This is a genomic window from Kitasatospora sp. NPDC056181, assembly GCF_042266225.1.
Classification (GTDB): domain Bacteria; phylum Actinomycetota; class Actinomycetes; order Streptomycetales; family Streptomycetaceae; genus Kitasatospora.
In genome coordinates this window covers 13,196-37,354 of record NZ_JBHJUK010000089.1, presented here as the reverse complement: position 1 = coordinate 37,354, position 24,159 = coordinate 13,196, and the positions used below count along the sequence as shown (strand labels likewise).

Annotated in this window: 23 protein-coding genes and 1 pseudogene; 10 read left to right on the top strand and 14 right to left on the bottom strand. The window is 72.8% G+C overall.

From position 1 onward, the window contains the following. Both ACFC1F_RS28430 and ACFC1F_RS28425 read right to left on the bottom strand, forming a co-directional pair. A pseudogene (locus ACFC1F_RS28430) lies at window positions 1-118 on the bottom strand (acyl-CoA dehydrogenase); the annotation flags it as partial. An 83-nt stretch (window positions 119-201) separates the two neighbouring features. Beyond that, window positions 202-438: a hypothetical protein gene (locus ACFC1F_RS28425; protein ID WP_376162489.1), complete on the bottom strand. Its 237-nt coding sequence runs from the start codon at window positions 436-438 to the stop codon at window positions 202-204. Window positions 439-655: 217 nt separating this feature from the next. Here ACFC1F_RS28425 and ACFC1F_RS28420 point away from each other — a divergent pair, with 217 nt between their 5' ends. Both ACFC1F_RS28420 and ACFC1F_RS28415 read left to right on the top strand, forming a co-directional pair. After that, window positions 656-1,993 (top strand): UDP-glucose dehydrogenase family protein, encoded by a 1,338-nt coding sequence (locus ACFC1F_RS28420; protein ID WP_376162487.1) that lies wholly within the window; start codon window positions 656-658, stop codon window positions 1,991-1,993. 50 nt (window positions 1,994-2,043) lie between these two features. Next, the gene (locus tag ACFC1F_RS28415; RefSeq protein WP_376162485.1) at window positions 2,044-2,457 is read left to right on the top strand and encodes a CoA-binding protein; all 414 of its coding nucleotides are present in this window, start codon (window positions 2,044-2,046) and stop codon (window positions 2,455-2,457) included. A 117-nt stretch (window positions 2,458-2,574) separates the two neighbouring features. Here ACFC1F_RS28415 and ACFC1F_RS28410 read toward each other — a convergent pair whose 3' ends face one another. Genes ACFC1F_RS28410 through ACFC1F_RS28400 form a run of 3 tightly spaced genes read right to left on the bottom strand, consistent with a single transcriptional unit; the run spans window position 2,575 to window position 5,464 of the window. Next, the gene (locus ACFC1F_RS28410; protein WP_376162483.1) at window positions 2,575-3,801 is read right to left on the bottom strand and encodes a dipeptidase; all 1,227 of its coding nucleotides are present in this window, start codon (window positions 3,799-3,801) and stop codon (window positions 2,575-2,577) included. 23 nt (window positions 3,802-3,824) lie between these two features. Next, complete coding sequence (gene purE, locus ACFC1F_RS28405) at window positions 3,825-4,349, bottom strand: 5-(carboxyamino)imidazole ribonucleotide mutase (RefSeq protein ID WP_148644537.1); 525 nt, start codon at window positions 4,347-4,349, stop codon at window positions 3,825-3,827. Then, complete coding sequence (locus tag ACFC1F_RS28400; RefSeq protein WP_245206387.1) at window positions 4,346-5,464, bottom strand: 5-(carboxyamino)imidazole ribonucleotide synthase; 1,119 nt, start codon at window positions 5,462-5,464, stop codon at window positions 4,346-4,348. The genes purE and ACFC1F_RS28400 overlap by 4 nt, the downstream gene beginning before the upstream one ends. Before the next feature lie 269 nt (window positions 5,465-5,733). On the opposite strand from ACFC1F_RS28400, the gene ACFC1F_RS28395 reads away from it, so the two are divergent. From ACFC1F_RS28395 to ACFC1F_RS28385, 3 genes are all read left to right on the top strand, one after another. Then, the gene (locus ACFC1F_RS28395) at window positions 5,734-6,273 is read left to right on the top strand and encodes a GtrA family protein (protein WP_209417356.1); all 540 of its coding nucleotides are present in this window, start codon (window positions 5,734-5,736) and stop codon (window positions 6,271-6,273) included. A gap of 108 nt (window positions 6,274-6,381) precedes the next feature. After that, entirely contained in the window at window positions 6,382-7,077 is a 696-nt protein-coding gene (locus ACFC1F_RS28390; RefSeq protein WP_376162480.1) for an ester cyclase, read from the top strand. A gap of 35 nt (window positions 7,078-7,112) precedes the next feature. Beyond that, a complete protein-coding gene (locus ACFC1F_RS28385; RefSeq protein ID WP_376162478.1) occupies window positions 7,113-7,394 on the top strand; it encodes a hypothetical protein in 282 nt (93 codons plus the stop codon). A gap of 136 nt (window positions 7,395-7,530) precedes the next feature. On the opposite strand, the gene ACFC1F_RS28380 is transcribed toward ACFC1F_RS28385, so the two are convergent. Together ACFC1F_RS28380 and ACFC1F_RS28375 are read right to left on the bottom strand one after the other, a co-directional pair. Then, window positions 7,531-8,778 (bottom strand): ATP-binding protein, encoded by a 1,248-nt coding sequence (locus ACFC1F_RS28380; protein WP_209417359.1) that lies wholly within the window; start codon window positions 8,776-8,778, stop codon window positions 7,531-7,533. A gap of 56 nt (window positions 8,779-8,834) precedes the next feature. Then, window positions 8,835-9,509, bottom strand: a complete 675-nt coding sequence (locus ACFC1F_RS28375) for a response regulator transcription factor (protein WP_030290974.1) — start codon at window positions 9,507-9,509, stop codon at window positions 8,835-8,837. A gap of 329 nt (window positions 9,510-9,838) precedes the next feature. Here ACFC1F_RS28375 and ACFC1F_RS28370 point away from each other — a divergent pair, with 329 nt between their 5' ends. Together ACFC1F_RS28370 and ACFC1F_RS28365 are read left to right on the top strand one after the other, a co-directional pair. Next, on the top strand, window positions 9,839-11,347 hold the full coding sequence (locus tag ACFC1F_RS28370) for a peptide MFS transporter (RefSeq protein ID WP_376162476.1): 1,509 nt from the start codon (window positions 9,839-9,841) through the stop codon (window positions 11,345-11,347). Window positions 11,348-11,515: 168 nt separating this feature from the next. Beyond that, entirely contained in the window at window positions 11,516-13,600 is a 2,085-nt protein-coding gene (locus ACFC1F_RS28365) for a prolyl oligopeptidase family serine peptidase (protein WP_376162474.1), read from the top strand. Between the two features lie 43 nt (window positions 13,601-13,643). On the opposite strand, the gene hutI is transcribed toward ACFC1F_RS28365, so the two are convergent. From hutI to hutU, 4 genes are all read right to left on the bottom strand, one after another. Further along, window positions 13,644-14,813, bottom strand: a complete 1,170-nt coding sequence (gene hutI, locus ACFC1F_RS28360) for an imidazolonepropionase (protein WP_209417381.1) — start codon at window positions 14,811-14,813, stop codon at window positions 13,644-13,646. Between the two features lie 118 nt (window positions 14,814-14,931). Then, the gene (locus ACFC1F_RS28355) at window positions 14,932-16,308 is read right to left on the bottom strand and encodes a formimidoylglutamate deiminase (protein ID WP_376162472.1); all 1,377 of its coding nucleotides are present in this window, start codon (window positions 16,306-16,308) and stop codon (window positions 14,932-14,934) included. Further along, window positions 16,299-17,501 (bottom strand): allantoate amidohydrolase, encoded by a 1,203-nt coding sequence (locus tag ACFC1F_RS28350; protein ID WP_376162491.1) that lies wholly within the window; start codon window positions 17,499-17,501, stop codon window positions 16,299-16,301. The genes ACFC1F_RS28355 and ACFC1F_RS28350 overlap by 10 nt, the downstream gene beginning before the upstream one ends. An 11-nt stretch (window positions 17,502-17,512) precedes the next feature. After that, the gene (gene hutU, locus ACFC1F_RS28345; RefSeq protein ID WP_148644529.1) at window positions 17,513-19,183 is read right to left on the bottom strand and encodes a urocanate hydratase; all 1,671 of its coding nucleotides are present in this window, start codon (window positions 19,181-19,183) and stop codon (window positions 17,513-17,515) included. Between the two features lie 502 nt (window positions 19,184-19,685). On the opposite strand from hutU, the gene ACFC1F_RS28340 reads away from it, so the two are divergent. Next, on the top strand, window positions 19,686-19,937 hold the full coding sequence (locus ACFC1F_RS28340) for a hypothetical protein (RefSeq protein ID WP_376162470.1): 252 nt from the start codon (window positions 19,686-19,688) through the stop codon (window positions 19,935-19,937). 7 nt (window positions 19,938-19,944) lie between these two features. On the opposite strand, the gene ACFC1F_RS28335 is transcribed toward ACFC1F_RS28340, so the two are convergent. Further along, the gene (locus tag ACFC1F_RS28335; protein WP_209417366.1) at window positions 19,945-20,265 is read right to left on the bottom strand and encodes a hypothetical protein; all 321 of its coding nucleotides are present in this window, start codon (window positions 20,263-20,265) and stop codon (window positions 19,945-19,947) included. A gap of 117 nt (window positions 20,266-20,382) precedes the next feature. On the opposite strand from ACFC1F_RS28335, the gene ACFC1F_RS28330 reads away from it, so the two are divergent. After that, window positions 20,383-20,862, top strand: coding sequence for an SRPBCC family protein (locus ACFC1F_RS28330; protein WP_209417367.1), 480 nt, complete (start codon window positions 20,383-20,385; stop codon window positions 20,860-20,862). Window positions 20,863-20,937: 75 nt separating this feature from the next. Here the strand turns inward: ACFC1F_RS28330 and ACFC1F_RS28325 are convergent, their stop codons facing one another. Beyond that, window positions 20,938-21,807, bottom strand: a complete 870-nt coding sequence (locus ACFC1F_RS28325; RefSeq protein ID WP_209417368.1) for a MurR/RpiR family transcriptional regulator — start codon at window positions 21,805-21,807, stop codon at window positions 20,938-20,940. Window positions 21,808-22,029: 222 nt separating this feature from the next. On the opposite strand from ACFC1F_RS28325, the gene ACFC1F_RS28320 reads away from it, so the two are divergent. Beyond that, window positions 22,030-22,452 carry a hypothetical protein gene (locus tag ACFC1F_RS28320; RefSeq protein WP_376162467.1) on the top strand — a complete coding sequence of 141 codons (423 nt, stop codon included), beginning with the start codon at window positions 22,030-22,032 and terminating at the stop codon, window positions 22,450-22,452. A 61-nt stretch (window positions 22,453-22,513) separates the two neighbouring features. Here the strand turns inward: ACFC1F_RS28320 and hutH are convergent, their stop codons facing one another. Further along, complete coding sequence (gene hutH / locus ACFC1F_RS28315; protein WP_374106216.1) at window positions 22,514-24,097, bottom strand: histidine ammonia-lyase; 1,584 nt, start codon at window positions 24,095-24,097, stop codon at window positions 22,514-22,516. Between the last annotated feature and the right edge of the window lie 62 nt (window positions 24,098-24,159).

Genomic DNA, 24,159 nt, shown 5'->3' with positions numbered 1-24,159 from the left:
CCGCCGCGAACGGAGCGATCTTCGCCTCGGCCAGCGAACGCACCGCCTCACGGAGCATCTCGTGCTCCTCGGAGATCCGGAAGAGATCGAAGTCCGCCGCTCCTGCGCTGCCCGCCATGATTCCCGCCTCGTTCGTGTGATGAAGGAGTGAAGTCAGTTAGCTACCGTTAAGTAGATCCTAGGGCTCCGACCTGCGGCTGCCTAGGTTCGGTCGACGTCCGCGCCGAGGGTGTCGCCCGTCCGGTGATCCTCGAAGTACTGCGGCATCCGGTCGGTGCGCATCGCCTCCCAGAGCTGCGCGGCCGGGCGCCCGGCCGTCAGGACGGCGCTCCGGCCGTCCCGGGTGTCGAAGCCGCCGAACGGCGAGGCTGAGCCCGGCCGCCTCCCGGACGCCCTCGGGTTCGTCCGTACTCCCCGGGTTCGAATCCATGCGCGCATTGTGCCGCCGGTCACACCTCACGCACCGGGGTTCGGCCGAGATCGCGCCCCGCCGGCACCGCGCGCCGTGTCCTGCCCGGAAACCACGCTCCCCACGGCCGAAAACCCGGTGCTGCCGGGACCGCCTGGGCGGCACCCGTACGGGCGGATAGCATCGGTGCTCGCACGTCATGTCCACCCGCACCCGCCCAGGTCGAGATTCCGCAAAGGGGAACCCGTGGCCCTCCGCATCTCCGTGATCGGCACCGGTTATCTCGGCGCCACCCACGCCGCCGCCATGGCGGAGTTCGGCTTCGAGGTGCTGGGGCTGGACGTCGACCCGGAGAAGATCGCCACGCTGAGCGCCGGCCGGGTCCCGATGTACGAGCCGGGGCTGTCCGAGCTGCTGCTCAAGCACGTGGTGGGCCACGAGGGTTCGACCGGCCGGCTGCGCTTCACCACCTCCGCCCAGGAGGCCGCGGAGTTCGGCGACGTGCACTTCGTCTGCGTCAACACCCCGCAGCGCAAGGGCGAGTTCGCCGCCGACATGTCGTACGTGGACGCCGCGATCGACGCCCTCGCCCCGCACCTGACCCGTCCGGTGCTGGTGGTCGGCAAGTCCACCGTGCCGGTCGGCTCGGCGAGCCGGCTGGCCGAGCGGCTGGCCGCGCTGGCCCCGGTCGGGGAGGGCGCCGAGCTCGCCTGGAACCCGGAGTTCCTGCGCGAGGGCTTCGCCGTCCAGGACACCCTGCGACCGGACCGGATCGTGGTCGGCACGCGCGGCGGGCGCGCCGAGCAGCTCCTGCGCGAGGTGTACGCGGACCCGATCGCGGCCGGGGTGCCGTTCGTGGTCACCGACTACGCCACCGCCGAGCTGGTCAAGGCCGCCGCCAACTCCTTCCTGGCCACCAAGATCTCGTTCATCAACGCGATGGCGGAGGTCTGCGAGGCCGCCGGCGCCGACGTGACGCTGCTCTCCACCGCGCTCGGCCACGACGAGCGGATCGGCCGCAAGTTCCTCAACGCCGGCCTCGGCTTCGGCGGCGGCTGCCTGCCCAAGGACATCCGCGCGTTCATGGCCCGGGCCGGTGAGCTGGGCGCCGACCAGGCGCTGACCTTCCTGCGCGAGGTCGACTCGATCAACATGCGCCGCCGCTCCCGGATGGTCGAGCTGGCCCGCGAGCAGTGCGACGGCGGCTTCCTCGGCCGCCGGGTCGCCGTCCTCGGCGCCGCCTTCAAGCCGAACTCGGACGACATCCGGGACTCGCCCGCGCTCAACGTGGCCGCCCAGATCCAGCTCCAGGGCGCCCAGGTCACGGTGTACGACCCGAAGGCGATGGACAACGCCCGCAAGATGTTCCCCGGCCTGGCCTACGCGGACTCGCCGCTGGAGGCCGCCGAGGGCGCCCACGTGGTGCTGCACCTCACCGAGTGGCAGGAGTTCCGCGCCCTCGACCCGGAGGAGCTGGGCGCGGTGGTCGCCGAGCGCCGCCTGCTGGACGGCCGCAACGCCCTGGACGCCGACGCCTGGCGCGCGGCCGGCTGGACGTACCGGGCGCTCGGCCGCCCGAGCTAGCGGCCCCGGCCCCGGGGAATCCCGGGCGCCGGAGCTCAGTTGTCACCGGCATGACGAGCTACGGCGACGACGCGACGGTCCGCGACATCCTCACCGCCCGGGGCGACACCTGGGCGGTGGTCGGCCTCTCCACCAACACCGCCCGCGCGGCCCACGGTGTCGCCCGCGTCCTCCAGCGCTACGGCAAGCGCATCGTGCCCGTCCACCCCAAGGCCGAGACGGTCCTCGGCGAGCGGGGGTACTCCTCGCTCGCCGAGATCCCGTTCGCCGTCGACGTCGTGGACGTCTTCGTGAACAGCCACCTGGCCGGCGAGGTGGCCGACCAGGCGGTCGCCGCCGGGGCGAAGGCGGTCTGGTTCCAGCTCGGCGTGGTCGACGAGGCCGCCTACGAGCGGACCACGGCCGCCGGGGTCGCGATGGTGATGGACAGGTGCCCGGCCATCGAGATCCCGCTGCTCGGCTGACCCGCTACCGGACGGGAGCCGTGACCGACGGGCGGATTCGCCTGTGCCCAGCTGGGTTTCCGGGTGTCCTCCACACCGGTCACGCTCCCGTCCGCCCCGGGGGGCAGAGCCAACGGCTCAGCCGTCCAGCCGGCCGATGGTGGCGATGGACGGGCCGCGGGTGGCCTGGAGGTCGCGGGCGACGGCCTCGGCGTCGCGCAGGACGCGCACCGCGTTGTGCCAGGTGAGCTTCCCGAGGTCGGCCTCCGACCAGCCGCGCCGCAGCAGCTCGGCGATCAGGTTGGGGTAGCCGGCCACGTCGTCGAGCCCGGCCGGGAGGAAGGCGGTGCCGTCGAAGTCGCCGCCGATGCCGATGTGGTCGACGCCGGCCACCTCGCGCATGTGGTCGAGGTGGTCGGCCACGGTGGCCGGGGTGGCGACCGGGCGCGGGTTGGCCTCCTCGAAGGCGCGCTGGCAGGCCATGCCGGCCGGGGTGGTGTCGAGGTGGTCGAAGCCGTGGGCGCGCATGTTCTCGTCGGCGGCGGCGGTCCACTCGATGGCGGCGGGCAGGATGAACTTGGGCACGAAGGTGGCCATCGCGACGCCGCCGTTGGCGGGCAGCTGCGCGAGCACGTCGTCCGGGATGTTGCGCGGGTGGTCGCAGACGGCGCGCGAGGAGGAGTGCGAGAAGAGCACCGGCGCCTCGCTGACCCGCAGCGCGTCGCGCATGGTGTCGGCGGAGACGTGCGAGAGGTCGACCAGCATGCCGAGCCGGTTCATCTCCCGGACGACCTCCTCGCCGAACGGGGTCAGGCCTCCGGCGGCCGGCTTGTCGGTGGCGGAGTCGGCCCACGGGGTGTTGTCGTTGTGGGTGAGCGTCAGGTACCGGACGCCGAGCGCGTGGAGGGCCCGCAGGGTGGCGAGCGAGCAGTCGATGGAGTGGCCGCCCTCGGCGCCCATCAGGGAGGCGATCCGGCCCTCGGCGCGGGCGGCCTCCATGTCGGCGGCGGTGGCCGCGAGCCGCAGCCGGTCGGGGAAGCGCCCGGCCAGGGCCCGGACGAAGTCGATCTGCTCCAGGGTGGCGCTGACCGCGTGGTCCCCGGCCAGCCGGGAGGGGACGTAGACGGACCAGAACTGCGCGCCGACCCCGCCCGCGGCGAGGCGGGCGAGGTCGGTGTGCAGGCGGTCGCGCTGGTCGGCGGCCAGGTCGACCGCGTCGAGGTCGTAACCGGCCTGCTCGCGCATCGCCCAGGGGAGGTCGTTGTGGCCGTCCACCACGGGGGTGTCGCGGAGGACGGCCCGGGCACGCTCCAGCAGTGCGGCGGAGTCCGACGGGGTGGAGGAGTCCAGCAGCTCAGAGGTCATACGAGCTGTTGTATCCGATGTGACTACTTTCCAAAGCCGAAGGAGGGGGAACCCGCCACCTTGGCCCGCAGCTTCTTCCCCTTCTCGGTGGCCTGGCTGTTCAGCTCGGCCTGGAAGTCGGTCATCCGCTCGGTCAGCTCCGGGTCGAACGCCGCCAGCATCCGCACCGCCAGCAGGCCCGCGTTGCGCGCGCCCGCCACCGAGACGGTGGCCACCGGCACGCCGGCCGGCATCTGGACGATCGACAGCAGGCTGTCCATGCCGTCCAGGTAGCGCAGCGGCACCGGCACGCCGATGACCGGCAGCGGGGTGACCGAGGCCAGCATGCCCGGCAGGTGGGCCGCGCCGCCGGCACCGGCGATGATCGCCTTCAGCCCGCGGGTGTGCGCCTTCTCGCCGTACGCGACCATCTCGCGCGGCATCCGGTGCGCAGAGACGACGTCCACCTCGTAGGGGATCTCGAACTCGTCGAGGGCCTGGGCGGCGGCCTCCATCACGGGCCAGTCGGAGTCCGAGCCCATCACGATGCCGACAAGGGGGGAGGTCATTCGGTGATCGTTCCTCGCAGGTAGGCGGCCGCGTGACGGGCGCGCTCGCGGACGTCGTCGAGGTCGTCCCCGAAGACGTTGACGTGGCCGACCTTGCGGCCGGGCTTCACGTCCTTCCCGTACATGTGGATCCGCAGGCCCGGGTCACGGGCCATGCAGTGCAGGAAGGCGTGGTACATGTCCGGGTAGTCGCCGCCGAGGACGTTGACCATGACGGTCCACCTGGCGCGCGGCCGGGGGTCGCCGAGCGGCAGGTCGAGGACCGCCCGCAGGTGGTTCTCGAACTGCGAGGTGACGGCGCCGTCCTGGGTCCAGTGCCCGGAGTTGTGCGGGCGCATGGCCAGCTCGTTGACCAGGATGCGGCCGTCCCTGGTCTGGAACAGCTCGACCGCGAGGTGGCCGGTGATGTCCAGCTCGCCGGCGATCCGCAGGGCCAGCTGCTGGGCCTCGTCCGACAGCGCGGGGTCGAGGTCCGGGGCCGGGGCGGTGACCTCGGCACAGACGCCGTTCTCCTGGAGGCTCTCCACCACCGGGTAGGCGACGGCCTGGCCGCTGGGCGAGCGGACCACGTTGGCGGCCAGCTCGCGGACGAAGTCGACCTTCTCCTCGGCCAGCACCGCGACGCCGGCCAGGAACGGCGCCTGCGCCTCCTGCTCGTCGTCGACGACCCAGACGCCCTTGCCGTCGTAGCCGCCGCGGACGGTCTTCAGCACGACCGGGTAACCGTCGCCCTCCGCCGCGAAGGCGGTGACGTCGGCCGGGTCGGCGACGATCCGGTGCCGGGGGCAGGGCACGCCGATGGAGTCGAGCTTCGCCCGCATCACGCCCTTGTCCTGGGCGTTGACCAGTGCCTCCGGGCCGGGCCGGACGGCAACGCCGTCGGCCTGCAGCGCCCGCAGGTGCTCGGTCGGCACGTGCTCGTGGTCGAAGGTGATCACGTCGCAGCCGGCCGCGAAGCGGCGAAGCGTGTCGAGATCGCGGTAGTCACCGAGGACGACGTCGGAAACCACCTGTGCGGCGGAGTCCTGGGGCGTGTCGGCGAGGAGTTTGAACCTGACCCCGAGCGGGATGCCCGCCTGGTGTGCCATGCGGGCCAACTGCCCGCCGCCGATCATGCCCACCACTGGAAAATTCGCATTGCCCGGGGAAGTCACCCCGCCAGGATATCCGGGCCGGTGGGAGCCCGTGGAACCGCTCCGCCGCCGGAGGGCGTCCCGGAGAGCACGGGGCCCGCGGGGCTGAGCCGAACGGCGGAAGCGGGTAGCCTGGACCGCTAGGTCCTGGTACGCGTGGTCCGATCATGTGCGTGCACGCAGGGCTCAAGGGCCGGCCGAGCACCCCCGCTCCGGGTCCCTCGTCCGCAGGTACATGGAGGCAGCCCGGTATGGCGACGACCGAAGCGTCGAACCCCTCGCTGGTGCAGAAACTGCGCGGCTTGTCGGGCGAGGTGGTGAAGTTCGGCTTCGTCGGCCTCAGCGGCGTGGTGGTCAACTTCGCCGTCTTCTGGATCTGCATCAACGGCCTGCACCTGGCGTCCCTGCGCTCCAACATCGCCGCGACGCTGGTCGCCATCGCCACCAACTACCTCGGCTACCGCTACTGGCTGTACCGGGACCGCGACGCCGCCTCCCGCAAGCGCGAGATCACGCTCTTCCTGCTGTTCAGCGGTGCCGGGATGCTCATCGAGACCGGCGTGCTGGGCTTCTCCGTCTACGTGCTGGGCCTCGACTCGCACTTCGAGCAGCTGGCCGCCAAGGTGGCAGGCCTCGCGGTGGCCACGGTGTTCCGCTTCATCTCGTACCGGACCTGGGTGTTCACGGCCATCCCCGAGCCGGCCACCGCCCCGGAGCCCGGCAGCGGGCTGGCGGCGCAGGCCGAACTCATGCTGGCCGCCGAGGAGATCCGGTACGCCAAGGCCGAGTAGGGCCCGTCTCCGGTTGCCCGGCCCGCCCCGGCAAGAGGACAGTGGTTACCGAGGGCGAGCGCGGCTTGCGGACGATCGAGGCCACGGGGGGTACCCAGGAGGCTCGCCATGGCGTTCGTCCAGATCATCGACTGCAAGACCGACAGGTTGGACGACCTCAACCGGCTCATGGACAGCTGGGCCGAGCAGACCAGGGGCAGGCGGACCGCCGGCCACGCGGTGGTCGCCACGGACCGCTCCGACACCAAGCACGTCGTGGAGATCGTGGAGTTCGCCTCGTACGAGGAGGCCATGAAGAACTCCCACCTGCCCGAGACCGACCGGATCTTCCGGGAGATGGTCGCGCTCTGCGAAGAGCCGCCGACCTTCACCGACCTGGACGTGGTCCGCGACACGCAGTTCAACAAGGCCGCCGCGACCCGGCTGCTGGAGGAGATCTCCAGGGGCAACCTCGGCGTGATCGACGAGCTCATGACCTCCGACTACTGCGACCACGACTACGGCAGCGAGGGTGACGCGGTCGGCCCGGCCGCGTTCAAGGAGCGCTGCAGCGGCTACGTCGGAGCCTTCGACTTCACCTTCGCGGCCGAGAGCCAGATCGCCGAGGGCGATGAGGTCGCCACCCGGTGGACCTGGCACGCCACGCAGAAGGCCGACTTCATGGGAGTGCCGTCCACCGGCAAGTCGGTGGTCGGGCGCGGCACGACGACCTTCCGCTTCCGCGACGGCATGATCTGCGAAGGCTGGTGGCAGTGGGACGTGATGAGTCTTATGCGCCAGCTCGGCGTACTACCTGGTGGGTAGGACTTACCCGAAACCACCTTCACCAGGAGGGCACGATGCTTCGCTCCGTAGCCGCAGGCATCCTCTCCGCTCTGCTCTGCCTCGGCGGCGCCGCCACCGCCGTGGCCGCGGCCAACCCCGGCGGCACCGGTCAGCCGAGCCAGTCCTGCCAGGACATCGAGGCCGCCGGCGGGACCACTCCCGGCCACGCCGCCGGCTCACCCGGCTCGCCGTTCAACGAACCCGGCATCAACAGCGCCAACGGCGGCACCGGAGGCCAGCACTACAGCGAGACCTCCCAGTACGACGTGGCCTGCTTCCAGGTCAGCCACCACTGAGAGGAGCTGATTTCCGCACCTGCCGCCCCAGGCCGCGCCAGTCGTCCCTGCGGCTCCGCCCCAGGCTGCGCCAGTCGTCCCTGCGGCTCCGCCCCAGGCTGCGCCAGTCGTCCCTGCGGCTCCGCCCCAGGCTGCGCTAGTCGTCCCTGCGGCTCCGCCCCAGGAAGAGCGCGAACACCGCCGGCTTCAGCGACAGCAGTTCGAGCCGGCCGCCGTCCGCCTCCGCGAGGTCGCGGGCGACGGCCAGGCCGATGCCGGTCGAGTTGCGCCCGCTGACCGCGCGCTCGAAGACCCGGTTGCCCAGCTCCGGCGGCACCCCGGCACCCTCGTCCTGCACCTCGACCACCACGGACGTCCCGGACGGCCGCACCCGCAGCGTGATCGTCCCGGCGCCGTGCATCAGCGAGTTCTCGATCAGGGTGGCGAGCACCTGTGCCACCGTCCCCGGGGTGCCGACCGCGGTGACCCCGCGCAGGCCCTCCAGCTGGAGCACCCGGCCGGTGCCGCGCAGCGACGGGCCCCACTCCTCCACCTGCTGCTTGACCACGTCGTCCAGGTCGAAGGCGACGGCGGTGGGGCTGCGCGGGTCGCGCTGGGTGGTGAGCAGCCGCTGGACGACGTCGGTGAGCCGCTCGACCTGCTGGAGGGCGATGGTCGCCTCCTCCTTGACGGTCTCCGGTTCCTCGGCGAGCGCGGTGATCTCCTCCAGCCGCATGGAGAGCGCGGTGAGCGGGGTGCGCAGCTGGTGCGAGGCGTCGGCGGCGAGCCGGCGTTCGGCGGTGAGCATCCGGGCGATCCGCTCGGCGCTGACGTCCAGCACCTCGGCGACCCGGTCGAGCTCGGGCACCCCGTAGCGGCGGTCGCGCGGGCGGGGGTCGCCGGAGCCGAGCCGTTCGGCGGTCTCGGCGAGGTCGGTGAGCGGGCGGGCGAGCCGCTTGGCCTGCCAGACGGCGAGGGCGACGGCGGCCTGGACGGCGAGCAGGGCGACCACGCCGAGCAGCAGCAGCATGTTGGCGATCTCGTGGTCGACCGCCTCCCGGGACTGCTCGACGGTGACGGTCTCACCGCTGGCGCCCTGCTCGACGGCCTTCAGCAGATGGTTCCCGGCCGGCCGCTCGCCGCTGGAGACGGGGGTCTGGCCGGGGATGTCCACCTCGACGTACTGGCCGTCGGTGACCTGGTTGACGAACTTGTCACCGGTGACCGGCTCGCCCGCGGCGAGCCGGTTCTCCACCAGGGCCAGGACCCGGACGGCGGCGGCGTCCACCCGGTCCTGGGCCGAGTTGACGATGGTGCGCTTCTCGACCAGGGCGAGCGGTACGCAGAACACCACGACCACCACCAGGACGACGCCCAGCAGCGAGTTGATCATCCGGCGTTTCACGCTGCCGCTCCCCGTGGTGTTGCGAACCCCCTGCGGGGGATGGATCCGTGTCGCGGCTAATTCTTCTCGAAGCGGAAGCCGACCCCGCGCACGGTGGCGATGTAGCGGGGGTTGGCCGCGTCGTCGCCGAGCTTCTTGCGCAGCCAGGAGATGTGCATGTCCAGCGTCTTGGTCGAGGTCCACCAGGTGGTGTCCCAGACCTGGCGCATGATCTCCTCGCGGGTGACCACCCGGCCGGCGTCCCGGACCAGCACCCGCAGCAGCTCGAACTCCTTGGCGGAGAGGGTCAGCTCCTCCTCGCCGAGCCAGGCGCGGTGCGACTCGATGTCGATCTTCACCCCGTGCGCGCCGGTGGTGAGCTGGTCGACGTTGCCGCGCCGGAGCAGGGCGCGGACCCGGGCCAGCAGCTCGGCGAGCCGGAAGGGCTTGGTGACGTAGTCGTCGGCTCCGGCGTCCAGGCCGACCACGGTGTCCACCTCGTCGGCGCGGGCGGTGAGCACCAGGACGGGGCAGCTCTTGCCGTCGGCACGCAGGCGGCGGCAGACCTCCAGGCCGTCCATCTCCGGCAGGCCGAGGTCGAGGACGACGAGGTCGACCTCCTCGGTGAGTCCGGCGGCCAGTGCGGTCGGACCGTCCTCGCGGACGAGCACCTCATAGCCCTCGCGTCGCAGGGCCCGGGCGAGCGGTTCGGAGATCGCCGGATCGTCCTCGGCGAGCAGCACACAGGTCATGTGGTGATGGTAGTCCGCCGGGGTAACCCCTTTGGCGCTGTGAGCTAGTTCACAGAGCGTGATCGTTATGCGGACGGCGATCACCGCTCAACGACCATGTCCCGACCGCCCGTTCGGCGAAGATTCTGCGCTTCGATCTTGCAACCGAAGGATTTAAGTCGCCTCTACCATTGATTAGGCAGGCGGATCTGTCGCGGGCTTTGCCATCGCCATACCTAATTGGTGTCTTTTGTCAGCTGATGACGCCAAATATCGCCACGTAGAGTGGTTCCGTCCACGTCCGCTGCCACCCCCCTTGGCGGACGCTGTCAGGCAAGGAACCCCTACACATGGCGTCTACGACCCTGGACGCCGGCCTCCGGCCGGCCTCTCCCAGCGGCAAGACCTTCCTCGGGCACCCCCGTGGACTCGCCACTCTCTTCATGAGCGAGATGTGGGAGCGCTTCAGCTACTACGGCATGCGCGCCCTGCTGGTGCTCTACATGACGGCCTCCGTCGCTGAGGGCGGCCTCGGCATGAAGGCGGCCGTCGCCGCCGCCGTCTACAGCGTGTACACGGCCATGGTCTACCTGCTCGCCCTGCCGGGCGGCTGGATCGCGGACCGCTTCCTCGGCGCCCGCAAGACCGTCGCGGTCGGCGGCTCGATCATCATGATCGGCCACTTCCTGCTGGCGATCCCGGCCGGCGTGTCGTTCTTCGTCGGCCTCGCGTTCATCGCGATCGGCTCCGGCCTGCTCAAGGCGAACATCTCGACGATGGTCGGCCACCTCTACGACGGTCCGAACGACCCGCGTCGCGACGGTGGCTTCACGATCTTCTACATGGGCATCAACCTCGGTGCCTTCGCCGCCCCGCTGGTCATCGGCACCGTCGGCCAGAGCGTCAACTGGCACCTCGGGTTCGCCCTCGCCGGCGTCGGCATGGCGCTCGGCCTGGGCCAGTTCCTGCTCGGCACCCGTCACCTGAGCGCCAAGAGCGACGTGGTGACCTCGCCGATCTCGGCGGCCGAGAAGAGCGCGATCTTCAAGAAGGCCGGCCTCTGGCTCGCCGTGGCCACGGTGTTCTACGCCGTCGTCGCGCTGACCGGTCACTTCACCATCAACTGGGCGATCTGGCCGCTGTCGATCGCGGGCATCGCGATCCCGGTGTTCGTCTTCGCCAAGGTGAAGCGCGACAAGGACCTCGACGAGACCGAGCAGTCCCGGATGAGCGGCTACATCTGGTTCTTCGTCGCCGCCGCCGTGTTCTGGATGATCTACGACCAGTCCGGCTCGACGCTGAGCATCTTCGCGGATGAGAACACCGCGTCCACGCTGTTCGGGTTCAACTTCCCGTCGACCTGGTTCCAGTCGCTGAACCCGCTGTACATCATGGCGCTGGCCCCGGTCTTCGCCTGGCTCTGGGTGGCCCTGTCCCGCAAGGGCAAGAACCCCAGCACCACCGTGAAGTTCGCCTTCGGTCTGCTGATGATCGGCGCGTCCTTCCTGGTCATGATGATGGCGATGGCCGCCGCCGCGGGCGGCACCAAGGTCACCCCGCTCTGGCTGGCCCTGGTCTACCTGGTCCAGACCGTCGGTGAGCTGACCCTCTCCCCGGTCGGCCTCTCCGTCACCACCAAGCTGGCCCCGGCGAAGTACGCCAGCCAGATGATGGGTGTCTGGTTCCTCGCCGTCACCGCCGGTGACTGCGTCGCGGCGATCTTCCAGCTGGTCCTGGGCGACAAGGTCGTCGGCTCCACCGGGTACTTCGCGGTCCAGGGCGCCATGGCCATCGTGGCCGGCATCGGGCTGGCGCTGTACCGCAAGAAGGTCGTGAAGCTGATGGGCGACGTGCACTGACGCCCAGCCGACCTGGCACTGCCTCCGGGGCCGGTGCGGATTCCTGAGATCCGCACCGGCCCCGGCCGTGTTTCCGGGCGCGCCCGCACGGGGCACCCGCACCGGTCCCGCCCGACCGGAAGCCGTTTTCCCGAGCGCGCCCGGCCCCTTTCTGCCTACGGTGTCCGGATGCCGACCGACACCCTCCCCCGCCAGCTCGCCCGCACCCGCCGCTTCACCCTGGGCGCCCCCGCCCACCCGGCCGTCTCCGCCGACGGCCGCACCGTGCTGTTCCTGCGCAGCCGGGCCGGCGACGACCCGGTCGGCTGCCTCTGGGCGCTGGACACCGCCACCGGCGGGGAGCGGCTGGTCGCCGATCCCGCGACGCTCGGCGATCCCGGCGGCGAAGTCCCCGAGGCCGAGCGCGTCCGCCGCGAACGGGCCCGGGTCCTGGGCACCGGCATCACCTCCTTCAGCACCGACGCCGCCGGCCGGCTCGCCGCCTTCGCCCTCGGCGGCGCACTCTGGCTCGCCGACACCACCGACGGCACCGTCCGGTGCGTCCCCACCGCCACCGCGGTGTACGACCCGCGCCTCGACCCGGCCGGCCGCCGGATCGCCTACGCCGGCGACGGCGCCCTGCGCGTGGTCGGGACGGACGGCGCCGACGACCGCGCGCTCGCCGAACCCGAGGCCCAGGAGGTCGCGTACGGGGTCGCCGACCACGTCGCCGCCGAGTCGATGTTCCGCACCCGCGGCCACTGGTGGTCCCCGGACGGCACCGGGCTGCTCGCGGCCCGGGTCGACGAACGTCCGCTCAGCCGCCTCCACCTCGCCGACCCGGCCAACCCGCAGCAGCGGCCGCGCGTCATCCGCTACCCGCTGGCCGGCACCGCCAACGCGGACGTCTCGCTCTGGCTGCTCGGCCTCGACGGCGGCCGTACCGAGGTCCGCTGGGACCGGGCGGCGTACGAGTACCTGCCCGCCGCCGGCTGGGACGGCCACGGCCCGTACGCCGCCGTGCAGAGCCGCGACCAGCGCACCGTCCGCACGCTCGCGATCGACCCGGACGGCACCACCCGGCTGCTCGCCGAGCAGCGCGACGAGCACTGGGTCGAGCTCGTCCCCGGCCTGCCGGCCCGCACCGCGGGCGGCGCACCGGTCGGCTCCGCCGACCACGGCGACACCCGGCACCTCACCGTCGACGGCAGGCCCGTCACCCCGGACGGGCTCCAGCTGCGCGCGGTGCTCGGGACGGACGGCGAGCGGGTGCTGTTCACCGCCACCGACGAGCCCACCGAGACCCACCTGTGGTGCTACGACCCCGCCGACGGCCTCCGGCGGCTGAGCGACGGGCCCGGCCTCCACACCGGCGTGCTGCGCGGCGGCACGCTCGTCCTCACCACCCGGCTGCCCGGAGCCCCCGCCGGCCGGACCACCGTCCGGCGCGACGGCCGGCCGGCGCTCCCGGTGGCCTCGTACGCGCAGCCGCCCGTCCTCGCCGCACGCCCCGAACCGCTCCGCCTCGGCCCGCGCGAGCTGCGCGCCGCGCTCTTCCTGCCGGCCGGCCACCGCCCCGGGGACGGCCCGCTGCCCGTCCTGCTCGACCCGTACGGCGGGTCCGCGCTGCAGAAGGTCACCACCGGCGGCGCCTGGTGGGACCTCGTCTCGCAGTGGTTCGCCGACCAGGGCTTCGCCGTCCTGGCCGTCGACGGCCGCGGCACCCCGGGGCGCGGCCCCCGCTGGGAGAAGGAGATCTTCGGGGACAAGGCCACCCCGGCCCTGGAGGACCAGGTCGAGGCCCTGCACGCGGCCGCCCGCCTGCGGCCCGGGCTGCTCGACCTCGACCGGGTCGCCATCCGCGGCTGGTCCTACGGCGGCTACCTCGCCGCGCTCGCCGTCCTGCGGCGCCCGGACGTCTTCCACGCCGCCGTCGCCGGGGCGGCCCCCACCGACCAGCGGCTCTACGACACCCACTGGCAGGAGCGATTCCTCGGCCACCCGGACGAGCACCCCGGGCGCTACGACGCCTGCTCGCTGATCGGTGACGCGCCCGCGCTGCGCCGACCGCTGCTGCTGGTCCACGGCCTCGCCGACGACAACGTGTTCCCCGTGCACGCCCTGCGGCTCTCCGCCGCCCTGCTCGCCGCCGGCCGCCCGCACGAGCTCCTGCCGCTCGGCGGCACCACCCACACGCCCGCCGACGAGGTGGTGGCGGAGAACCTCCACCACCACCAGCTGGAGTTCCTGAAGCGTTCCCTGGGCCTCTCCTGACCGGCGCTCCCCCGCGCCCCGCCCGGGGCGCGGGGGCCGCGGCTCAGACCTCCCGCACGCCCGCCCGCCAGACCGCCGCCGTCAGCGGCACGCCCGGCCGGTAGGCGAGGTGGACGTGCGAGGGCGCGTCCAGCAGCTGGAGGTCGGCCCGGGCGCCCACCGACACCGTCCCGACGTCCGAGCGCCGCAGCGCGTGCGCACCGCCCGCGGTGGCGGCCCAGACCGCCTCGTCCGGCGTCATCCCCATCTCCCGCACCGCGACCGCGATGCAGAACGCCATCGAACTGGTGAAGCTGGAGCCGGGGTTGCAGTCGGTCGAGAGCGCGACCACGGCGCCCGCGTCGAGCAGTCGGCGTGCGTCCGGGTAGGCGGCGCGGGTGGAGAACTCCGCGCCGGGCAGCAGGGTGGCCACCGTCGCCGAACCGGCCAGCGCGGCCACGTCCTCGTCCGTCAGATGGGTGCAGTGGTCGGCGGAGGCCGCCCCCAGCTCGACGGCGAGCTGCACGCCCGGCCCGTAGGAGAGCTGGTTGGCGTGCACCCGGGGGGTGAGCCCGCGCTCGATCCCGGCGGTCAGGACGGCCCGCGCCTGGTCGCCGTCGAAGGCGCCGTTCTCGCAGAACACGTCGACCCAACGGGCGTACGGCGCACAGGCGTCCAGCATGTCGCCGGTGACCAGGTCGACGTAGCCGGCCGGGTCGTCGGCGTACTCCGGGGCGACGACGTGGGCGCCGAGGTAGGTGGTCTCGGGGGTGTAGGAGGCGGCGATCCGCAGCGCCCGGGCCTCGTCCTGGACGGTCAGCCCGTAGCCCGACTTGCACTCGATCGCGGTGGTGCCCTGCCGCAGTGCCTCGCGGACGAACCGGGCCAGGTTGGCGTCGAGTTCGGCGTCGCTCGCGGCCCGGGTGGCGGCCACCGTGGTGCGGATGCCCCCGGCGCTGTACGACTGGCCGGACATCCGGGCGTTGAACTCGGCGGTGCGGTCACCCGCGAAGACCAGGTGGGCGTGCGAGTCGACGAAGCCCGGCAGCAGCGCCCGGCCCGCGGCGTCGAAGCGCTCGTCGGCGGCCGGCGCCTCGGCGGCCGGGCCGACCCAGGCGATCGTGCCGTCGTCGACCACCACGGCCGCGTCGGTGAGCAGGCCGAGCGGCCCGGTACCGTGCGCGGGGTCGTTGGTGACCAGGCTTCCGATGCCGGTGATCAGGGTGCTCGGCATACCGGCGGTCTTCGGGCTGCTCGGGGTGCTCACGTGGGACCTTTCACGAACGAAATGGACCCGGGGGCGGGCGGGATCGGTCCCCGCCCGCCCCCGGAGTTGAGGGAGGTTCGACGGCTCAGCAGCTCAGCGCGGCGATCGCCGAGTGCAGGGCCCCCGGGACGTCCGGCACCAGCTGGTGCACGCCGTCCCTGACCACGTGCCGGCCACCGACGACCACGTGCCGCACGTCGGCGGCCGAGGCGGCGAACACCGCGATCTCGGCGCCGAGCCGGGGCGGCGGCCCCGCGGTGCGCACCGAGTCCAGCGCGATCACGGTGAAGTCGGCCAGCGAGCCGGCCTCGACCCGCCCGGCCTCCGGCCAGCCGAGCGAGGCGTGCCCGTCCTCCGTGCCGGCCCGCAGCAGCGCGTTCGCCGTCCAGTGCCCCCGCGTGCGGGTGCGCAGCCGCTCGTCCAGCTCCAGTGCCCGGGCCTCCTCGAACGGGTCGATGACGGCGTGGCTGTCGCTGCCGAGGGTGACCGGGCAGCCGGCCGAGGCCAGCTGGCGGGCCGGGCCGATGCCGTCCGCGAGGTCCCGCTCGGTGGTGGGACACATGCAGATGACGGTCGAGGAGTCGGTGAGGAGCTTGACGTCCTCCTCGGTGAGGTGGGTGGCGTGCACGGCGGAGGTGCGCGGCCCCAGGGCGCCGTGGTCGGCGAGCAGCCGGGTCGGGGTGACGCCGTGCGCGTTGAGGCAGGCGTCGTTCTCGGCGGTCTGCTCGGAGAGGTGGACGTGCAACGGGGCCTTGCGCATCGCCGACCAGTGCGCGACGGTGCCGAGCTGCTCGGCCGGTACCGCCCGCACCGAGTGGATCGCGGCGCCGATCCGGGCGTGCTCGCGCGGCTTCAGCGCGGCGGCGCGCTCGGCCCAGGCGTCGGCGTCGCCGTCGCTGAACCGCAGCTGCGGCTTGGTCGGCTCGGCGCCGAATCCGGAGGACAGGTAGCAGGTGTCCAGCAGGGTGATCCGGATGCCGGCCCGGGACGCGGCCTCGATCAGCGCCTCGCCCATCGCGTTCGGGTCGTCGTAGCGGACGCCGCCGGGGGCGTGGTGCAGGTAGTGGAACTCCCCGACCGCGGTGATCCCCGCCAGCGCCATCTCGGCGTAGACGGCGGTGGCGAGCTCCAGGTAGCTGTCCGGGTCGAGCGCGGTGGCGAACCGGTACATGGTGTCGCGCCACGTCCAGAAGGTGCCGGAGCCGACCTGGACGTTGCCGCGCAGCGCCCGGTGGAAGGCGTGCGAGTGCGCGTTGGCCTGGCCGGGCAGCAGCAGCCCCTCCAGCCGGACGGCACCGGGCGGGCAGGGCCCGCTGTCCGGCGTCACGTCGGTGATCCGGCCGCCGGCGCCGGTGGCGATCAGCACGTCCTGCTCGACCACCGGCCCGTTGACGTGCGGCAGCCAGGCGTACTGCGCCCAGAAAGTTGTCGTTTGCGCGCCTCCGGCACGGCCTACTGACACGCCAGGTCCTCCAGTACGTCGGCGAGGGCGGCGACGCCGGCCAGGCAGTCGGCCGTCTCGGCGTGTTCGGCCGGGGAGTGCGAGACACCGCTCGGGTTACGTACGAACAGCATGGCGGTCGGGACCGCCGATGCCAGGATTCCGGCGTCGTGTCCTGCGCCGGTGGGCAGCACCGGCACGCCGCCGGGGGTGCCGGTCCGGTTGAGCCGCCGGGCGAGCCGGTCGCGCAGCGGCCCGTCGAAGTCCACCACCGGGGTGTAGGACTCGCGGGTCAGCTGCACACGGACGCCGTCGCGCTCGCCGCGCTCGTACGCGGCGCGCTCGATCTCCTCGACCAGGCCGGTGAGCGTCGCCTCGTCGGCGGCCCGGGAGTCCAGCCAGCCGCGGACCAGCGAGGCGATCGCGTTGGTGCCGTTGGGCTCGACGGCGACCTTGCCGAAGGTGGCCAGGGCGCCCGCCAGCTTCGCCTTCTTCCGCGCGGAGAGCACGGTGTTGGCGTAGGTGAGCATCGGGTCGCGGCGGTCCTCGATCCGGGTGGTGCCGGCGTGGTTGGCCTCGCCGTGGAAGTCGAACCGCCAGCGGCCGTGCGGCCAGATCGCGCTGGCCACGCCGACCGGCTGGTCCTCGGCCAGGTAGCGGCCCTGCTCGACGTGGAGTTCGACGAAGGCGCCGATCCGGGCCAGCCGGTCGTCGTCCGCGCCGATCGCGGCCGGGTTGTAGCCGGCCTTCTCCATCGCGTCGGGCAGCCGGACGCCGTCGGCGTCGCGCAGCTCGTACGCGGCCTCCCTGCCGAGCACGCCGGCGGTGAGACGGGAGCCGATGCAGGCCACGCCGAACCGGGCGCCCTCCTCGTCGCCGAAGTTGACGATCGCCAGCGGCCGGGTGAGCGCGGCGTTCCTGCTGCGCAGTTCGTCGAGCGCGGCGAAGGAGGAGACCACGCCGAGCGGACCGTCGTAGGCGCCGCCGTCCGGGACGGAGTCCAGGTGGGAGCCGGTGACGACCGCGTCGCCGGCGGCCGGGTCACCGAGCCAGGCCCACTGGTTGCCGTTGCGGTCCAGCTCGTAGGTCAGGCCGCGCTTGCGGGCCTGCTCCTCGAACCAGGCCCGGCACTCGGCGTCCGCGGAGTTCCAGGCGAAGCGGCGGTAGCCGCCGGAGGCGGCGGAGCGGCCCACGGGGAGCAGCTCCGCCCACATCTCTTCGAAGCTCACAGCTCACCCATCGGGATGCGCACGCCACGCTCGGCGGCGACCTCGTCGGCCCGGTCGTAGCCGGCGTCGACGTGCCGGATGACGCCCATGCCCGGGTCGTTGGTGAGCACCCGGCGGATCTTCTCGCCGGCCAGCGGGGTGCCGTCGGCCACCGTGACCTGGCCCGCGTGGATCGAGCGGCCGATGCCGACGCCGCCGCCGTGGTGGATCGAGACCCAGGACGCGCCGGAGGCGACGTTGACCATGGCGTTGAGCAGCGGCCAGTCGGCGATCGCGTCGGAGCCGTCCAGCATCGCCTCGGTCTCCCGGTACGGGGAGGCCACCGAGCCGCAGTCCAGGTGGTCGCGGCCGATCACGATCGGCGCGGACAGCTCGCCGGAGGCGACCATGTCGTTGAAGCGCTCGCCGGCCTTGTCGCGCTCGCCGTAGCCGAGCCAGCAGATGCGCGCCGGAAGGCCCTGGAAGTGCACCTTCTCCTGGGCCATCTTGATCCAGCGGTGCAGCGACTCGTTCTCCGGGAAGAGGTCGAGCACGGCCTTGTCGGTCTTGTGGATGTCCTGGGGGTCGCCGGACAGGGCGGCCCAGCGGAACGGGCCCTTGCCCTCGCAGAACAGCGGGCGGATGTACGCGGGGACGAAGCCGGGGAAGGCGAAGGCGCGGTCGTAACCGGCCAGCTGGGCCTCGCCGCGGATCGAGTTGCCGTAGTCGAACACCTCGGCGCCGCGGTCCTGGAAGCCGACCATCGCCTCGACGTGCTTGGCCATCGACTCACGCGAGCGCTGGGTGAACTCGGCGGGCTTCTCGGCCGCGTACGTCGCCATGTCGTCGAAGGCGACGCCGAGCGGCAGGTAGCTCAGCGGGTCGTGGGCGCTGGTCTGGTCGGTGACGATGTCGATCGGCGCGTCCATCGCGAGCAGCTGCGGGAACAGCTCGGCGGCGTTGCCCAGCAGGCCGATGGAGAGCGGCTGCTTCTTGTCGCGGGCGGCGGTGGCCAGCTCCAGCGCGTGCGAGAGGTTCTTGGCCTCGACGTCCAGGTAGCGGTGCTCGATGCGGCGGGAGATCCGGGACGGGTCGCAGTCGATGCAGATCGCCACGCCGCCGTTCATGGTGACGGCCAGCGGCTGGGCGCCGCCCATCCCGCCGAGGCCGGCGGTGAGGGTGATCGTCCCCTCCAGCGTGCCGTTGAACCGCTTGTTGGCGACGGCCGCGAAGGTCTCGTAGGTGCCCTGGAGGATGCCCTGGGTGCCGATGTAGATCCACGACCCGGCGGTCATCTGCCCGTACATGGTGAGCCCGAGGCTCTCCAGCCGGCGGAACTCCTCCCAGTTGGCCCAGTCGCCGACCAGGTTGGAGTTGGCGATCAGGACCCGCGGCGCCCACTCGTGCGTCTGCATGACGCCGACCGGCCGCCCGGACTGGACCAGCATGGTCTCGTCCTGCTTCAGCCCCTGCAGCGTCTTCACCATGGCGTCGAAGGAACGCCAGTCGCGCGCCGCCTTGCCGGTGCCGCCGTAGACGACCAGCTTCGACGGGTGCTCGGCCACCTCGGGGTCGAGGTTGTTCATCAGCATCCGCAGGGCCGCCTCCTGCTGCCACCCCTGCGTCGTCAGCGCCGTACCCCGCGCCGCACGCACCTCACGCGGCCCGCTTGCCTGCTGCTGCACCATGTCACGGCCTCCCTGCGGATGAATTCATTCAGACTCTACTCGGCTGAATATATCCAATCATTCAGCTTCCGGCCAAACCTCGGAGCCATCCGATCAGCACCCGCACGTTCTGCCCCCGAGCGCTACCCTGAACCCGGCGAACACCAGCCACTCGGCCCAGCGCCGACGAACGGAGGACGCGATGACGGCCATCACCGTGCGACCCGGGAGACTCCGTGACGCCGCCGAGGAGATCGAACGGAGCACCGGCCTCCGCGCGCAGATCATCGGAGGATCCCTGGTGATGTCCCCGGCCCGCCGTGGCAAGCATGCGGGAACAGTGCGCCTGCTGCGCGATCAGCTCATCCCTCAACTTCCCAAGAGCCTTGGCGCATAAGAGGTTTCGTCGATCTTCATGCCGGAGAACGAGGAAGACTACGTGACACCCGACCTGGTCGCCCTCCCCGTCGATTGGGACCGTGACGACAAGTGACTGGCCGACCCGCGCGACGCCGCCCTCGCCATGGAGGTCATCTCCAACTCCGAGGGCGCCCAGGCCGTGGCCACCAAGACGGACTGGTACGCCACCGCCGGCGTCGCCACCCTGCTCGCGGTCGACCCGCGCAAGGGCGTCTGGACGCCCTACACCCACCCCCGCGACGGCGCCTACCGGGGCGTGCCGCACGGGAAGTACGGCGAGCCCGTGCCACTCGCCTCACCCCTGCCGCCGGCGCTGAACACCGACGACCTGCCGCTCTACGCCCCCCGCCGCTGACGCGCCCTCACGCCGCAGCGCCGCCGTCCCAGTCGATGCCGATCTCGGCGAGCCAGCGGCGGTCCTCGTCGTCGGGGGTGGCCGGGCGGGGCGGGCGGGGGATCTCCTGGACGGGGCCGAGGCCGTACCTCTCGGCCGCGGCGGCCGCGCCGGCGTCGGGTTCGATGACGCCGACATGGACGGCGCTCTCGTCACCCGGGTCGAGGACGGTCAGTTCGGGTCCGGGCAGACGGCGCAGGGTGACGCGCCGTCCGCAGGCGGGGCAGGACCATTCGTCGGCACCGGAGGCGAGCCGGCCGACGAACTTCATCTCGTGGATCACGCGCATGGCGGCACCCCCTGACAGGGTGATACCCGCTCTGGGCGGATCGCCAACGTGACGGTACGGTCACTGACGCGCGCAGAAGCGCCGACACCGGGCGGGAACGATCGGGGAGGGGCCGCAATGGGCCGCGAGTGGAGCGTCGAGGAGAGCGTCACGGTGGCGGCCGGGCCGGCCGCCGCGTACCGGGCCGTCAGCGAGGTGCGCCGGACGGGCGAGTGGAGCCCGGAGTGCCGCGCGGTCTGGGCCCGCCGGGGGTCACTCCGGGCGGGCGAGCGGTTCGTCGGGTTCAACCGCCGCGGGCTCTTCGTCTGGTTCACCACCTGCCGGGTGACGGTCGCCGATCCGGACCGTGAATTCGCCTTCCGGGTCGACTCGTTCGGGATCCCCATCGCCGAGTGGGGCTACCGCTTCGCGGCAGACGGGAACGGCGGGACGACGGTCACCGAGTACTGGCGGGACCTGCGCACCGGGCGCAGCGCGCCGTTCGCCGAGCTGCTCGGCAAGGTCTTCACCGGGGTCTCCCCGGAGCGGCGGCCCGCGGCCAACCGGGCCGGCATGCGCGCCACCCTGGACCGGCTGCGGAACGCCCTCGCCGGCTGACCGTCCGGCCGCCGCCGGCCGCTCCGGGCCCCTTCTACTCCGGGCCCCTTCTACTCCAGGAGGAGACCGCGCGCCCTACTCCAGGAACAGACCGCGCGCCGCCGCCGACTGTTCGATCGCCTCCAACCGGGCCTCCGCACCGGGGAGTTCGTCACACATGGTCTGCAACAGCACCCGGCCGAGCATCATCGGCGCGCAGGCGGTGTCGAAGACGAGCCCAGTGCCGACGGCGGCCGGCAGCATCAGGTCGGAGAGCTTGGCGACCGGCGCGAACGCGCTGTCGGCGACGGTGAGGACGGTCAGCCCGCACTCCCGGGCCACCGCCAGGGCGTCCATCAGCTCGCGCGGGTAGCGCGGCAGCGCGAAGCAGAGCAGGGCGCTGGCACCGGCCGCGGCGGCCTGTTCGAGCCGGTCGGCGAGCATGCTGCCGCCCTCGTCGAGGAGCCGGATGTCGGGGTGCACCTTGGCCGCGAAGTAGGCGAAGCCGCGGGCCTGGGCGGAGGCGGCCCGCAGGCCGAGGACGGGCAGCGGGCGGGAGGCGGCGAGGAGGCGGGCGGCGCGGGTGATCGGCTCGGGGTCGGCGAGGAGGTCGGCGAGCAGCCGCAAGTGCTCGATCTCGGCGAGGACGGCCTGCTGGTGCTCGTTGCGGACGGCGTCGGCCGGGGTCTCGGGGGCGGCCGACTCGCCCGCGCCCAGTTCGCGCAGCTGCCTGCGCAGCGCCGGGTAGCCGTCGTAGCCGAGGGCGACCGCGAAGCGGGTGACGGAGGGCTGGCTGACCCCGGCCAGCTCGGCGACCTCGACGCTGGAGAGGAACGGCGCCTCGGTGGCGTGCCGGACCAGCGAGTGCGCGATCCGGCGCTGGGTGGGGGTGAGCCGGTGGCCCTCGAAGAGCTGGAGCAGCCGGGCGGAGGGGCCGACCGTGCCGGTGTCGTCGGTGGCGGTCATCAGCGGTACCTCCGGGTGCGAGCTGTTCGGACGACGACTGTGCAGCAGTGGGCGGCCGCTGGCAAAGACGTCTCGTACGCCGGGACGCCGGATGAGACGTCCCGAGGGGCGGGACGGGCTTTCCCCGGACCCTCGGGGTGACCCTGATTTCCCCCTGAGTCCGCCCGGATTACCGTGCGGACGGATGGACCGCGGAGGCCTCGCGGTCCCAGGCTGATAGCCATGAACACTCGCCAGGACGAACTGCGCCGCGACCTCGACGCCACCCTGCAGGCCCGCAAGGAACTCGGCAAGGAGTACGAGCCCGAGCTGGTCGACTCGTTCCTGACCCGGCTGGAGTCCCGGCTGGACGCCCGCCTCGACGCGCGGGTGGAGCGCCGGGTCGCCGAGCGGCTCGACGACTACGGGCCGGCCGAGCACCTGCGCCGCCGGGGCGGCCGCTCCGGCACGAGGCTGCCGATGGCCTCGCTGGTCCTGGGCATCCCGCTGACCGCCATCGCGACCAACGGCGGGAGCAACGACTTCACCGGCCTGGTGGGCCTGGTGGTCTGCTGGACCGGGATCGTCGGGGTCAACGTCGCGGCCGCCCTGGGCAACCGGCGGGAGGACCGTCGGCCGAAGCAGCCGCGGAGCGAGTGGGACTGATCCCACCCGCCCCGCGACATCGTGCTTCGTCCGTCGGTCTCCGACCGTCGGGCTCCGGCCGTCAGGCCAGCGGACCGGTGACCTGCTCGACCGCCTGCACCAGCGCGCCGGAGGCGACCAGCGCGGCGGCGGCCTCCAGGTCCGGCGAGAGGAAGCGGTCGCGGCCGGCACCGCCGACCCCGGCCTCCCGGGCGGCGGCCATCGCCGCGGCGGTGGCGGGGGCCACCGTGCCGCTGGCGTCGGCCTGCTGGCGGATCTCCAGCGCGCGGGCGGCGGCGGTGAGCTCGACGGCGAGGATCCGGCCGAGGTTCTCGACCGCCTGGCGCAGCTTGCGGGCGGCGGACCAGCCCATCGAGACGTGGTCCTCCTGCATCGCCGAGGACGGGATCGAGTCGACCGAGGCCGGAACCGCGAGCCGCTTGTTCTCGCTGACCAGTGCCGCCTGGGTGTACTGGGCGATCATCAGGCCGGAGTCCACGCCCGGGTCGTCGGCCAGGAAGGCCGGCAGGCCGTGCGAACGGGCCTTGTCCAGCAGCCGGTCGGTGCGGCGCTCGGAGATCGAGCCGAGGTCGGCGGCGGCGATGGCGAGGAAGTCCAGCACGTACGCGACCGGGGCGCCGTGGAAGTTGCCGTTGGACTCGACGCGGCCGTCCGGCAGCACCACCGGGTTGTCGACGGAGGCGGCCAGCTCGCGGGAGGCGACCAGCGCGGCGTGGGCCAGGGTGTCGCGCCCGGCGCCGGCGACCTGCGGGGCGCAGCGGATCGAGTAGGCGTCCTGGACGCGCGGCGCGTCGTCCTGGTGGTGGCCGGTGAGGCCGGAGTCCTTGAGGACGGCCAGCATGTTGGCGGCGGAGAGCGCCTGGCCGGGGTGCGGGCGGATCGGGGCGTGCAGCTCGGGGGCGAGCACCTTGTCGGAGCCGAGCAGCGCCTCCAGGGTCATCGCGGCGGTGATGTCGGCGGTGGTGAACAGGCGCTGGAGGTCGGAGATGGCCATCACCAGCATGCCGAGCATGCCGTCGGTGCCATTGATGAGGGCCAGGCCCTCCTTCTCCAGCAGCTCGACCGGCTCGATGCCGGCCGCGGCGAGCAGCTCGCCGGCGGGCTTCTCGACGCCGTCGGGGCCGGTGGCCACGCCTTCGCCCATCAGGGCCAGCGCGCAGTGCGACAGCGGCGCGAGGTCGCCGGAGCAGCCGAGCGAGCCGAACTCGCGGACCACCGGGGTGATGCCGGCGTTGAGGATGGCGGCCATGGTCTGGGCGACGAGCGGGCGCACGCCGGTCCGGCCCGAGGCGAGCGTCTTCATCCGCAGGAACATCAGCGCGCGGACCACCTCGCGCTCCACCGCCGGGCCCATGCCGGCGGCGTGCGAGCGCACCAGCGAGCGCTGGAGCTGGGCGCGCAGCTCGGGGCTGATGTGCCGGACGGCGAGTGCGCCGAAGCCGGTGGAGACGCCGTAGACGGGGCGCGGTTCGGCGGCGAGGGCGTCGATCCGGGCCCGCGCGGCCGCCATCTCGGCGAGCGCGTCGGGGCCGATCTCGACCTTGGCGTTGCCACGGGCGACGGCCAGCACGTCCTCGGCGCTGACGTCGGCCTTGCCGACCTGGACGAGCGGCGCGTGGGGGGCCGCAGCACTGTGCATATCCATATACACCATCACATCAGGTGAATGAAGATATGACAACCGCCTGCGCCCATTCGGTCTCCGCG